The organism is Butyricimonas synergistica DSM 23225 (assembly GCF_000379665.1).
Taxonomy (GTDB): domain Bacteria; phylum Bacteroidota; class Bacteroidia; order Bacteroidales; family Marinifilaceae; genus Butyricimonas; species Butyricimonas synergistica.
The window spans coordinates 38,848-52,383 of record NZ_KB903369.1; the positions used below are offsets into that span (position 1 = coordinate 38,848).

Below are 13,536 nucleotides of genomic sequence, written 5' to 3' on the forward strand. Positions count from 1 at the left end.
AACTATTTTTTTCTTTCAAGATATCATTTTCTTTAAAAATTTTGTCACCCGTTTTTTTAAGTCATGTGTTCTTTAATTGAGAAGAAACATGAAATAATGAAAGACTGGAAAAATATAGCGAGTCGATCCAAGCGGGTTACGGATTATCTGAAAGGACTTTTTTTAGAAGAAGAAAGTCCCGAAAGTACGTTCACGGGTGACCCGATGGAGGAACGGATTGTCGAACGACTTTCCCGGGCGGATTATTTGCGACAGAAACGGGAAGAGCAGCGGCGTTTTGATGCGGATGCGGCTTTCGGGAAGTTGAAGAGGCGTAATCGTCGTCGGGTGATGATCCGGGTAAGTTCCGTGGCGGCTTCCGCGGCAATTCTTTTAGGGGTGATCTGGCTGTTTCAGATGGAGCCGGAGTCCGTGAAGAATGTACCTTTGACGAAAAAGGTGATTGTTCCCGGGGAACGGAAAGCTGTGCTCGTGTTGAACGACGGGCGGGAACTCGATCTGAAAGAAACACGAGCCACGAGAATAGAAACCGCGGAAGGCGTGATTCATATCGATTCGGTCGGGGTGATTCGTAGCGAGGAAAGCGGGGAGGGAGTTGCCGAGGATAGTTATAATAAATTGATTATTCCACGGGGAGGCGAGTATCATCTGGTTTTGTCGGACGGGACGAACGTGTGGTTGAATTCCGAGACGGAGTTGCGTTTCCCGATTCATTTCAAGGGAGATACCCGGCAGGTGTATTTGAAGGGGGAGGCTTATTTCGATGTAAAAACGAACTCGGGCAAGCCTTTTATTGTCAGTACGGCCGCGGGGGATGTGAAAGTACTGGGTACGGCATTTGACGTGGAGGTGTACGACACGACGAGAATCGTGGCAACGTTGGAAAGAGGGGCAATCAGTTACGTGCATGAATCACAGCCGGAAATTGTGTTGCGTCCCGGGGAGCAATTGGCTTATAAGCTAGGGAATGACCAACCTCGCGTGAGTAAGGTGAACACGAGATTGTACACGGCTTGGAAAGATCATCTTTTCTGTTTCGAAGAGCAGCGATTGTCGGAAATCATGACGATTTTGGCTCGCTGGTATGATTTGAAAGTGCGATTCATGTCGGAAGAACTGAAAAGCGTGGAGTTGTCCGGAACCTTGGATAAGTATGCGGACGTGAGCCAGTTATTGAGATTGTTTGAGTTAGGAACGAACGTGAAATTTGAAATAGAAGGTAATGTAGTGACTGTGAAAAAAGCAAAATAAAAAGGGATCGATACAGAGCGACCAAACCTTGAATCGAAACCCTTTTATCTAAGTGTTAAACTTATAAAATCAAACAAAGTTATGAAAAAAAATCCACCTAAAGTGTGGGTACGACCACATTGTGTCAAAAAAATTTCTAAAGTGATGAAATTGACTCTATTTTTTATGTTGTTTTTCTTTGTATCGGCTAGTGCCTTTACTCAGAAAGTGAATATCTCGGTGAAGTCAGATATGAGTTTGAACGAGGTATTGAAGCAGTTGAAAGATCAGTCGGGAATTCGTATCCTGTACGATGCGGGTAAAACAAAACAAGTGCAGTGCCGCGAGATGAAGATTTCGGATATGGAGATTGCCGAGGCTTTGAAACAGATATTAAAAGACACTCGTTTCGAATTTTTTGAAGAGGGTGGCGTATATATCGTTCGGGAAATCGCCGTGCAACAGGCTAAGGTGGTTCGTATTGTCGGGAGAGTGACCGATGAGAAGAAACAGCCTCTGGCGGGTGTTACCGTGCAATTGAAGGGCTTCGCGATAGGTACGGCAACGAGTGGAGATGGAAATTATCGACTTTCGATTCCGAATGCCCCGGAAAAGTTTTCTTTACTTTTCTCTTTTATCGGAATGGTAACGCAAGAAATTGCATACACGGGAAAAGACACGATCAACGTGGTGATGAAGGAAGACGTTGAAACGTTGGACGATGTTGTCGTGACGGGATACATGACTTTGGACAAGAGTAAATATGTCGGAGCGATCAATAAGGTGTATGCCAAGGATATTATGGTGCCGGGAGAGAGTACGATCGACCAGATGTTGCAGGGTGTGATCCCGGGAATGTCCGTGCGGATTACTTCCGGATTGGTGGGTTCTACTCCTAAAATCAGGATTCGCGGTACTTCTACTTTGTTAGGTAGTCAGGATCCGGTGTGGGTGGTTGACGGAGTGATTCAGCGTGACCCGCAACCGTTGAGCCAGACGGATGCCGCTCTTTCGAGTGATCTGGATAACTTGCGGGATATTGCGGCTAACGCGATTTCCTGGTTGAACCCGTCGGATATCGAGTCATTGACCGTGTTGAAAGATGCTTCGGCAACGGCAATCTATGGTTCCAAGGCCGCGAATGGCGTAATCGTGATTAACACGAAGAAAGCACAAGCAGGTTCCGCCTCTCTTTCTTATTCGGGAAGTTTTACTATCGGGCAACGTCCGCGTTACGGGTTGTACGATCGAATGAATTCACAGGAATTGATGCAGTTCTCCCGGGAAATGTACGAGGACCGCGTGCGTTATCCCAGTGCCGTGTTGCCCATTGGTTTTGCCGGGTTGGTGCAAAAATTGACGAACAAGGAGATTACTCATGAGCAACTGGTGGAGGAATATAATAAAATGGCAAATATGAATACGGACTGGTTTGATATTTTATTCCGTAATTCATTCAATCACAAGCATTCATTGAGTATCACTGGTGGTTCGGAAAAAATTTCCAGCCGTGCTTCTATCGGTATTTCCGAGGAGAAAGGGGAAGCCAAGGGGAACGAGGGGAAAACATTTACTGGTAGTTCAAATACCGTGTTGCAATTGATCCCGAATTTGAGAATCAGTTTGAACCTGAATGGAAGTTACCGTGAAATATTCGGTTTTGCTTATGAGGTTAGTCCTTTCAGTTATGCTTACAATACAGCACGGACAATTCCGTTGTATAATGAGGACGGAACGTTATATTACCACGAGAAATGGGGAAATTCCAGCACAGCCATATCCGGAAAGAATTGGTACGGGTATAATATTTTGAACGAGATTGATAACACGGGTAACGAGAACCGGACGAAAATGGTTTCTTCCAGCCTTGATCTTTCGTGGAAGATTTTGCCTTATCTGGAATACCAGGGATTGGTATCTTACACTGTGAGTTCGTCGGAAATGAAATCTTATGCCACGGAGTATTCCAATTATATCACTTCTTTGCGGGGATACGAGATTGGGGAGGTTGCAGCGAATAGTAAAGAAGAGAGTATGACACGGCTACCTTTCGGCGGGTTGTTGGTTACGGAGAATGCCACGACGAATACGTGGTCATTCCGAAATAGCTTGGTATTTAATAAATTGTTTAAAGAACGTCATAATGTGACGTTGCAAGTAGGATTGGAACTTTCTTCCAATACCTCTACGGGTTCGAGAAGTACGCGTTACGGTTATCTGCGTTACCGGGGAGAGGCTTTTGCATCCCTTCCGACGACCTATACGACAACTTATAACAGTACTCCGCAATTGAATCCTCTGTTAGAAACGATGAGAACGGCATCGTCGGTAACCAACCGGGAGAATAATTACGTCAGCGAATTTTTGACGGCGGTGTATTCTTTTGATAATCGTTATGTATTGAATTTTAATGCCCGTCTGGATGCTTCCAATCGTTTCGGGCAGGACAAGAACGATCGTTTCGAACCGACGTGGTCTATCGGGGGAAAATGGAGGGTCGGCAGTGAGCCGTTTACCCGGAACTGGAATTGGATGGAATCTTTGGATATATCCGGATCGTACGGGTATCAAGGAAATTCAGTGGAGGAAGTGTCTCCTTATCTGATCGCAAGGGATGGGGGATTAAGTTCATACTACAACCAGTACACGTTGAATATAAAATCTTTGCCTTATGAAAAGTTGGGTTGGGAGAAAACAAAATCATGGAATGCCAGTGTTGACCTTTCTTTCTTGAAGGGGCGGATGAATGTGGTATTCAATGCCTACGGTAAAAAGAGTGACGTGATTGCTTCCCGGCAGGTTCCGGGGGAAAACGGTATGTTGAATTCTCAGATTTTCGGAACCCAAATGAATAATAACGGGTACGAGTTAACCGTTAATTTTATTCCTATCCGTACGGAAGATTTAACATGGTCATTCTCTGTGAATACCGGGAAGGTAAACAATAAGATTCAGAATAACGAGCGGGTAAACGTGTTGGAAGATTTCTTGAATGGTACAGCTATCATTGACGGGAAGGCATATAATACGTTCTACTCTTATCAATTTAAAGAGTTGAGCCAAGAGAATGGAGAACCTCTTTTCTATAACATGGATATCGAGAAGACGAATGACTTTACTGAATTCTTGGTGCGTAGCGGTAATTTTGATTCGGATTTCACGGGAGGTTTCAATACACAAGTGAGATACAAACGTTTATCGCTAACGATGCAATTTGCCATGCAGTTTGGGGGGCAAGATCGTTTGCCCGAATTATATTCCGGTAGTTTGAAAGGGGTTCCTGCGCCGCAGGAGAATGTTTCCCGCCAGTTGAAGAATCGTTGGCGGAAAGCGGGAGATGAAACTAATATCCCTGCCGTGCCGAATTATAATAGCGCAAGTACATCCGGATATGTACAGTTGCCGGTGTTATCGGGAACGAATAGTACAACTCCCTACGTAATGTATGCAAATTCAGATATCCGGGTGGCAGATACGGATTTGATTCGTTGCCGTCAGATTGCTCTTACCTATAACGTGAGTGAAAAGATTTTGAAGGCTCTTCACATGAAATATGCAAGCATCAGTTGGAGCATGAGCAATCCGTTTATGATCGCTTTCGATAAGGCATGGAAAGGTTTAGACCCGGAAACGAAAGATTGGCCTGCTCGGAGGACGACCTCTCTTTCTTTGAATGTGACTTTTTAACGAGTAGAACCGATAAACAATAAAGAAATGAAAGAAAAAGTTTTATCAATAATATGTGTATTAGGAATCCTGATGGCTTCTTGTTCGGATTTCTTGGATTCCAAATCTCAGGATGAGGTGATACCTAAAACAACGAAGGATTTTCGCGAATTGTTATTAGGGTCGGGGTATCCTCAGCCCGGAGTGCACACTCATCCCATGGCGATCACCAGTTATATGGATGATGATGTTGATTGTGACGTGAATAACAATATGGCTGGTTCGAATCTTGTTAAGAATGTTTTTTCGGTTTACACGTGGCAACCTGATGCGGAAAAATACGAGTCGACGGTTATGAGCCCGGAATTGGCTTCCACTCCCTATTATGCTATGTACGAGCGAATCAAGGGTTGTAATGCCGTGTTGGATTATATCGATGATGCGATCGGTACCCAACAGGAGAAAAACCAGATCAAGGCGGAAGCCTTGGCAGTGAGGGCATTGTTTTATTTTTGGTTGGTGAATCTCTACGGGGAGCCTTACACGGAGAACCCGCGGGCGTTAGGGGTGCCCCTGAAACTTTCTTCTTCGGTAGAAGAAACTAGTATTGCCCGTACCACGGTAGAAAAGGTGTATGCTCAAATTTTGGAAGATTTGAATAAATCGGCAGAATTCTTCGGGGAAGCGAGCCGTGTAACTACGGATTACAGAATCAATCGACCGACCGTGGAGATTCTTCTTTCGCGGGTGTATCTTTACATGGGAAATTGGCAAAAGGCTGTGGAGGCGGCTACAGAAGCTATCCGGATAGGTGGAGAATTAACGAATTTGACCGCGATAGAAAGAGCGGGAGCTTTTGCTTGTACTAAATATTCTTCTCAAGAGGTCACTTGGGTGTATGGAGGTAGTGTGTCTACTTTTAAAATTGAAAGTGGTTTGAATATGTCTACCGAGTTAAGAACAGCTTATGGGGAGGATGATCGAAGAATGGATCTTTATTATTCGTATGATGCGGATAGAGGGCTGTATTACAATCAAAAGGAGGCTACATCGGCATTAGTGATAGAGGGAAATTCTCCAGGTTCGGCAATACGTATTTCCGAGGCTTATTTGAATCGGGCTGAGGCTTATGTACAATGGGAAAACAAGACTGCGGAGGCTTTGGCGGATTTGAATAAATTGCGTCGGAATCGTATCACGGATTATCAGGATGTATCCATCAGTGATCCCAAATTACTATTGGACGAGATTCGTTTGGAACGTCGTTTGGAATTTGCTTTGGAAGGACACCGCTGGTTGGATTTACGCCGTTACGGGATGCCTTCTATCAAACATACCTGGCTGCCAGGGGAAGGGATGGCATTACAGACTTACGTGTTGAAGGAGAAAGATCCGATGTATACTCTTCCCTTGCCGGAGGCAGTCTTGAGTATCAATCCGGAATTGACTCAAAATGTTTCGGCTTATGAACCGGAAAGAAAAGCAGAATAAAATTATGAATGATTAAAAGAGATTCGTTATGAAAAAAAGATATGCGATAGCAATGTTGATCTGGGGTATATTTTTGTGCTCTTGCTCGAAGGACGTGGCTTTGGGACCGGACGTGGAATTGGAAAGGGATTATGTATTGCCCCAGGGCGGGGATCCCGATGCGGACGAACGGATTATGGATCTGTATGAAAAGTACGGTTCTTATTTCCTGTATGATTTCACCGTGGCGGATTTGAACTGGAATCAAGTAGCCAATTCGATGCTGTATAAATTGGCTTTGGGAGAACCGAAATATGCCCTAGATATGTTGGATTTGCTGGACGAGGTATGGTTGAAATTTTATCCCGAGGAATTCTTGAAACAGAATCTGCCGTATCGAGTTTTTATGGCGGATACGGTGTATTCCGTGTTGAGTTGGACGGATCGTCCGGAGATATGTGTGAAAACGGGTGATAATTCATTGGCTTTCGGATATATGAATGAAGATCTTAAGAATAAAACGGCAGCAGAGAAATTGGAATTGAAGAACACGGTTCAATCTCTTTTCTTCGATTTGTTGCAAGTTCGGAAAGCGATAAGTATTCCGGAGGAATTTTATAAAATCAGTGATTATTCGACGAAAGCGAGTGCCAATCCGAATGATGCTGACTACGCCCGTAAGCGCGGGTTTGTGGCTAATCCCCTGTATGGGAGTGAATGGTGTACTTATGTCAATTGGCAAACGAAAACTTTGTTGCAGTCGGATGATTTGAATTATTTTCTGTCAAGTATTCTTCGCCGTACTTCCGAGCAATGGGCAAGCGATTTGACCTATCCGCTGGTAAAACAAAAATACGATATTCTGGTGGATCATTTCAAGAAAGAATATAATCTTGATCTGACAAAAATCGGGAATGCAACTTATTGATATGTATTAAAATAAAGGGAGGCGGGGTTCCCTGCCTCCCACCATTCTGCAAACGTGTGAAAATTGTATGGACAATGCGTTGAAAACGGATTGTAGGAGCGTGTTGTCTTAAAAATAAGGTGTTTGAATTATAAAATTACTGTATGGAAAATTCGATTGTAAAAGTAGAGCATTTGTCTCATCGTTACAGTGTTCAATGGGCTATCCGGGATATTGATTTCGAAATCAATCAGCGGGGTATCATGGGACTCTTGGGCTCCAACGGGGCGGGAAAATCAACCACGATGAATATTATATGCGGGGTGTTGAAACAAACGGAAGGAAATGTGTTTATCGGTGGGGTTAATTTGCGGGAGAATCCGGTGGAAGCGAAAAAGAATGTCGGCTTTCTTCCCCAGAAAGCACCCCTGCATTTGGACTTTACGGTGGATGAGTATCTGACGTATTGTGCCGATCTCCACATGGTGGATAAGAAACGTGTTAAAGCAGCTGTGGATGAGGCGAAGGCACGTTGTGGCATCACCCATTTCAGTAAACGGGTGTTGCGGAATCTTTCCGGGGGATACCAGCAGCGGGTGGGCATTGCGCAAGCGATCGTGCATAACCCGAAGTTTGTCGTGTTGGACGAGCCGACCAATGGCTTGGACCCGAACCAGATCGTGGAGGTGCGCCATTTAATCAAAGAGATTGCCGAAGAGCGTTCCGTGTTGCTTTCCACTCATATTCTTTCCGAGGTACAGGCAACTTGCCGGGATATCAAGATGATTGAGAACGGGCAGATGATTTTCTCGGGTACCATCGAGGAATTTGATAATTATATCCAGCCGAATACCCTGTTGGTGGAGTTGGATACGCCCCCGATGGAATGCGACCTGATGTTGCCGGGAATCTCTCGGGTAGAAACTTTATCGGGAAAACGCTTCCGTTTGCAGTATGACGGAGATCAGGACACGGCGAAGCGGGTTGCCGAACAATGTGTCACCCGGGGATGGGGATTAATCGAGTTGGTCATTGAGAGAAGTTCGTTGGATGCGGTATTTGCCCAATTATCAAAAAATGCCGCCAAAGGGAAAAGGAAATAGTATGTAAATTTATTTGACAGAATATTATGAGACAAATATATAAAATAGCAAAAGCAGAATTAGCCACGTTGTTTTATTCTCCGGTAGCGTGGTTTATTTTAGTTGTGTTTTCTTTTCAGGTAGGAATGACTTTTGTCGAGTTGATCGGGGAGCAGGCACAGGCGAACACATTGGGATATAGCTGGGGTTGGCTGACAGCCAACCTGCTGGGGGGAATGAGAGGTTTGTTCTCGGGAGTGCAGCAATATCTCTATCTGTATATGCCCTTGTTGACCATGTCTTTGATGAGCCGGGAGTATAGCAGCGGTTCGATTAAATTGTTGTATGCTTCGCCGGTGACTTCCACGCAGATTATTTTGGGTAAGTTCCTTTCCATGATGCTCTACGGGTTAGTGTTGTTGGGAGTGTTGATTGTTATGGTATTGTTTGCCGGGTGTGTTATTGATCATTTCGCTTTCGGCGAGGCTTTGTCCGGACTGTTGGGGTTGTACTTGTTGTTGTGCGCTTACGCGGCTATCGGTTTGTTCGTGTCTTCGCTGACTTCTTATCAGGTGGTAGCCGGCATCGGGACTCTGGTGATTTTGGCTGCTTTGAATTACGCGAATCAGGTGGGGCAAAGTTACGACTTCGTGCGGGATATCACTTATTGGCTTTGTATTTCCGGTCGTTCGGGAGAAATGATCGCGGGATTGATTTGTAGCGAGGATGTGATTTATTTCATTACCGTGTCGGCAATGTTCTTGGCATTGACGATTCTGAGATTGAATTCTACCCGCCAGTATGCTCCCAAGGGAGTGATGTGGGGCAAATACCTGGGGGTGATAGCGGGTACCTGTATGGTCGGGTATATCACCTCCCGTCCGGCAATGATGTGTTTCTACGATACGACGGAAACCAAACGGATGACGTTGACACCCAAGAGCCAGGAAATCATGAACAAGTTGGAAGACGGAATGACGATCACGACTTTTGTGAATTACCTCGACCGGAATGCTTATCTCGGAATACCCAAGATGGTGAATCAAGATAAGGAGCGTTTCAAGCAATATCTGCGTTTCAAACCGGATATCAAGATGAAATATGTTTATTATTATGACACGGTGACGAATAATCCCTGGTTAATGAATCGTTACCCGGGTAAAACCATCCATGAAATCGCAAAAGAAGAAGCCGAGAAAAAAGGGTGGAATCTCAAGAAGTTCTTGACGCCGGAGCAGATCAAGAAAGTAATTGATTTGGAACCGGAAGGAAATGTTTTCGTGCGCTTGGTGGAACGCAAAAACGGGCAGAAAGCTTTCTTGCGCTTGTTCAATGATATGGAAATGTTCCCGAGTGAGGCTGAAATAGGAGTGACCTTCAAACGTTTCGTGATGGAAATGCCGAAAGTCGGATTTCTTACCGGACACGGGGAGCCTTCTATTACGGGGGAGTTGAAGAGAGATTACCTGTTGTTTGCCGGTGCGAAAACATTCCGCCATTCGTTGCTGAATCAGGGATTCGACACGGAAGAGGTGTCTATTTCGGGTGATTCGGATATCCCCGGGTATATAAATATATTGGTTATTTCCGATATGAACAAGGCTTTGACCCCGGAAGAGATGGCTAAATTGAACAGATATATCGAGCGGGGAGGTAATTTGCTGATAGCGGCAGGAGCCGGGAAGCAGGATATCATGAACCCGATTGTCGAGTCGTTGGGTGTTCGTTTCTTGCCGGGAGTTTTGGTGCAGAAGAAGGTGGATATCCTTCCTAATTCAATGATGTTGACCGCTGTGCCCGAGACGGTAAAAGAACTTTCCTATCACTATGAGTTCATGTGGTTGGTACGTAAATTTAAAGTGAATATGAAAGATGCCGTGGGTTTGGACTACACGACGGATAAGGGCTTTACGGTGCGGGAATTGTTGCGTACGGATTCTACCGGGTGTTGGAATGAGATGGAGACGCGTGATTTCGTGAATGACACGGTGGTGTTGAATCCGGCAGCCGGAGAGGTGGAACGGATGTATCCGACAGCATTGGCTTTGTCCCGTAAGATAGGCGATCGGGAGCAGCGTATTATGATTTTGGGCAATGGCAGTTGTATCAGTAATGACGGCGTTGCCGGGGAGAGAGGTGTGGCTGTTGCGAACTATCCGTTGGTGACCGGAACATTCCATTGGTTCTCTTATGGCGAGGCTCCTTTAGACGTGCGTCGTCCGGGCGGGTCGGATGATAAGATCCATTTAAGTCGTCCGGATATGCCGTACGTGAAGGCTGCTTTCATGGTCGTGGTGCCCGTGCTGTTGCTCTTGTGGGGTGTGGTGCTGTGGATCCGTAGAAAGAGAAATTAACCGGGTAATCGTGGTGTGCTTTTCAAAATTATAGAATAAATTAAAATAAATGGGATTTCGAATAGATAAACAGACTCTGAATGATTTGGCAATATTGAGTGCCGGGTCAAACAAATCGGTGTACGAGATCTTCAACAGGACGCATACCCGGGGTGGGGCTAAATTGCTGGAAGAAATGTTCCAGCAGCCCCTATCGGAGTGCGACTTGATTGCCAACAGGAGTGCGGCGATCCATTATTATATGGAGTGTGGTATGGAATTTCCGTTCAGGGCAGCCATTTTCGATGCTATCGAGTTCTACTTGGACAACACGGATACGCGTAGCCAGTTGATGAGCCAGAACAATACGTTGGAATGGAAAATGAAAAATCTCATGGGAGCCGATACGGGATATACCTGGATACAAAACGGGATCTTGGGATGCCTCGAATTGCTGAATACCTTGAATGATTTTCTGAATAAAACCGGCAACACGAGCAGTAAAGATGTGGCAGAGGTAAATTTGAACCTGAGAAACTTGTTGAACAATGAAAAATGGTCTTGGTACCTGGATAAGAAAAAAATAAATTACGAACAGGCTGTCGTTTACGACCGGGTATTCCGTTTCGAGGAGCGGGAGAATTTCCGGAAAGTACTTTATTACGTTTACTTGATGGACGTTTATATTGCTGTGGCACGGGTAGCTAAAGAACGCGGGTTTGCTTTTGCGTCCGTGTGTCCCGGTGAATGTAATGTGTTGAAGATGAAAGGAGTTTTCCATCCGTTTTTAAAGCAACCGATAGGCAACACGATAGAGGTGGACGAGAATAGTAATATTATTTTTCTCACGGGGGCGAATATGGCGGGGAAGTCCACGTTTATGAAAGCTTTTTCCATCGCGATATTCTTGGCTCATGTCGGTTTTCCGGTTCCGGCGGAATCGATGGAATTTTCCGTGCGCAACGGGATGTTCACGACAATTAATTTGCCCGATAACCTGAGCATGGGATATAGCCATTTTTACGCTGAAGTATTGCGTTTGAAAAAAGTGGCGATGCAACTGCAACAGACAAAGAACCTTGTGATCGTGTTCGACGAGCTTTTCCGGGGTACGAATGTAAAAGACGCTTACGATGCCACGCTTGCCGTGACGGAAGCTTTTGCGGGAGTCCCCAATTGTTTGTTTTTGATATCCACGCATATTATCGAGATCGGCTTGGTATTGAAAGAGCGGTGTAAGAATATCCGTTTCGTGTACCTCCCGACTAAGATGGAAGGGAGTCAACCGGTTTATACTTACCGGCTGACAGAGGGTATCACGAATGACCGGCATGGAATGATCATCATCAACAACGAGAAAATAATCGATATTATAAACGGGGAAGGAGGTGTGCAATGAGTTTTGAAACCGACAAACAGACCTTGGACGACCTGAATATTTTGGGTAAGTATAGCGGCAATTCCGTTTATAGCTTGTATAGCGGTTTGGTTACCCGCGGGGCAGAACGATTGATGGACCAGATGTTTACTCATCCCTTGACCGATGCGGATGAAATAAACCGGAGAACGGCGATTTTCCGTTATTTTAAAGAGCATGATCTTGAATATCCCGGCGATCCCGAGGGATTGGAGGAGATCGACCAATATATCGGAAGTGCCGGGCGTACGGCTTGGTTCGTTAATTTGTTATCGTTGTGTAAAATGAAGGCGTTAGAGATGATTAGCAAAGACGAGCATTTTGCTATCTGGCGCACGCGAATGGAAACAACCCTTGATTTCCTGCGGGAAGGGAGGGGGTATTTGGCTCGAGTGAGTGAGAATATCACCGGGAATCCGTTGGAGGAACGTGTCCGTTGGGGCTTGGACTTGCTGAATAACAAGGCTTTTACCCGTTTGTTGGAAGATACGACACGTCCCTTGACGTTCGGTCGGATGTTTGCCATCGACCGTCTGCTGCGGGGCGAATGGCTCAAATCCTTGCAGGAATTACTCGCCCTTTTCGTTGAAATAGATTTATATACCGTGGTCGGGCGTGTGGCTCGCGAGAATGATTTTTGTTTCGCGGAGGCCATGAAAGACGGGGAGGTGTCTATGGAGATAAAAGGTTTGCATCATCCTTGTATCCGGAAGGCTGTTTCCAATGATCTTACTATTACCAGGCAAAAGAATATCTTCTTTCTCACGGGAGCGAATATGGCGGGGAAGTCCACGTTGATGAAGTCTTTCGGTATCGCGGTGTATATGGCACACATGGGATTTCCCGTTGCTGCCGGTAGCATGCGCTTTACCGTGCAGGACGGGATGTACACTTCTATCAATGTGCCTGATAACATCAACATGGGATATAGTCATTTTTACGCTGAAGTGCTTCGGGTGAAGAAAGTGGCTATCGAGGTGAGTCTTTCTAAGCGGCTGGTCGTGATCTTTGACGAACTCTTCAAGGGCACGAATGTCAAGGATGCTTATGATGCCACGTATGCCGTGACGTCAGCTTTGGCAAAGCGTCATGCTTGTTCTTTTATGATCTCAACACATATTATCGAAGTCGGTCATGAGTTGGGAAAAAATTGTGATAACGCGACGTTCGCTTACCTGCCCACGGTGATGAACGGAAGCGTGCCGACTTACACGTATAAGTTGGAGCCGGGCATAACCAATGATAAACATGGGATGATTATCATTAATAATGAACGGATTGTCGAACTTATTCGGGAAGTAAAATAGAAGAAATATTTCGGATAATTGTAATTACCTCATGGACTTATTAATCAGTCGATGAGGTAATTTGTTTTATGGCTAATCCCGGGTACGGTTGCTTTTCTCGAATATATCATTTACTTTTGTTGGG

The 13,536-nt window shown here is 45.2% G+C and carries 8 protein-coding genes; all 8 read left to right on the forward strand.

The window, feature by feature from the left end; all coding sequences use genetic code 11:
• The first annotated feature begins 96 nt into the window (after positions 1-96).
• The 8 genes from A3CY_RS21315 (at position 97) to A3CY_RS0115705 (ending at position 13,412) form a co-directional block, all read left to right on the forward strand.
• Entirely contained in the window at positions 97-1,251 is a 1,155-nt protein-coding gene (locus A3CY_RS21315; protein ID WP_018338882.1) for a FecR family protein, read from the forward strand.
• 144 nt (positions 1,252-1,395) lie between these two features.
• Positions 1,396-4,917, forward strand: coding sequence for a SusC/RagA family TonB-linked outer membrane protein (locus A3CY_RS0115675; RefSeq protein ID WP_026207746.1), 3,522 nt, complete (start codon positions 1,396-1,398; stop codon positions 4,915-4,917).
• A gap of 27 nt (positions 4,918-4,944) precedes the next feature.
• Positions 4,945-6,387 carry a RagB/SusD family nutrient uptake outer membrane protein gene (locus A3CY_RS0115680; protein WP_081619490.1) on the forward strand — a complete coding sequence of 481 codons (1,443 nt, stop codon included), beginning with the start codon at positions 4,945-4,947 and terminating at the stop codon, positions 6,385-6,387.
• A 28-nt stretch (positions 6,388-6,415) separates the two neighbouring features.
• Positions 6,416-7,294: a hypothetical protein gene (locus tag A3CY_RS0115685; protein WP_026207747.1), complete on the forward strand. Its 879-nt coding sequence runs from the start codon at positions 6,416-6,418 to the stop codon at positions 7,292-7,294.
• A 143-nt stretch (positions 7,295-7,437) separates the two neighbouring features.
• Positions 7,438-8,376 carry an ABC transporter ATP-binding protein gene (locus tag A3CY_RS0115690; RefSeq protein WP_018338886.1) on the forward strand — a complete coding sequence of 313 codons (939 nt, stop codon included), beginning with the start codon at positions 7,438-7,440 and terminating at the stop codon, positions 8,374-8,376.
• A gap of 26 nt (positions 8,377-8,402) precedes the next feature.
• Entirely contained in the window at positions 8,403-10,709 is a 2,307-nt protein-coding gene (locus A3CY_RS0115695) for a Gldg family protein (protein ID WP_018338887.1), read from the forward strand.
• Between the two features lie 49 nt (positions 10,710-10,758).
• Entirely contained in the window at positions 10,759-12,087 is a 1,329-nt protein-coding gene (locus tag A3CY_RS0115700; RefSeq protein WP_018338888.1) for a MutS-related protein, read from the forward strand.
• Positions 12,084-13,412, forward strand: a complete 1,329-nt coding sequence (locus A3CY_RS0115705) for a MutS-related protein (RefSeq protein ID WP_018338889.1) — start codon at positions 12,084-12,086, stop codon at positions 13,410-13,412. The genes A3CY_RS0115700 and A3CY_RS0115705 overlap by 4 nt, the downstream gene beginning before the upstream one ends.
• Positions 13,413-13,536 lie beyond the last annotated feature (124 nt).

What these genes read in the sequence shown, in the direction of transcription:
- A3CY_RS0115690 (WP_018338886.1), top strand. Translation starts at nt 7,438, where the DNA reads ATGGAAAATTCGATTGTAAAAGTAGAGCATTTGTCTCATCGTTACAGT.
- A3CY_RS0115680 (WP_081619490.1), top strand. Translation starts at nt 4,945, where the DNA reads ATGAAAGAAAAAGTTTTATCAATAATATGTGTATTAGGAATCCTGATG.
- A3CY_RS0115685 (WP_026207747.1), top strand. Translation starts at nt 6,416, where the DNA reads ATGAAAAAAAGATATGCGATAGCAATGTTGATCTGGGGTATATTTTTG.
- A3CY_RS0115705 (WP_018338889.1), top strand. Translation starts at nt 12,084, where the DNA reads ATGAGTTTTGAAACCGACAAACAGACCTTGGACGACCTGAATATTTTG.
- A3CY_RS0115675 (WP_026207746.1), top strand. Translation starts at nt 1,396, where the DNA reads ATGAAATTGACTCTATTTTTTATGTTGTTTTTCTTTGTATCGGCTAGT.
- A3CY_RS0115700 (WP_018338888.1), top strand. Translation starts at nt 10,759, where the DNA reads ATGGGATTTCGAATAGATAAACAGACTCTGAATGATTTGGCAATATTG.
- A3CY_RS21315 (WP_018338882.1), top strand. Translation starts at nt 97, where the DNA reads ATGAAAGACTGGAAAAATATAGCGAGTCGATCCAAGCGGGTTACGGAT.
- A3CY_RS0115695 (WP_018338887.1), top strand. Translation starts at nt 8,403, where the DNA reads ATGAGACAAATATATAAAATAGCAAAAGCAGAATTAGCCACGTTGTTT.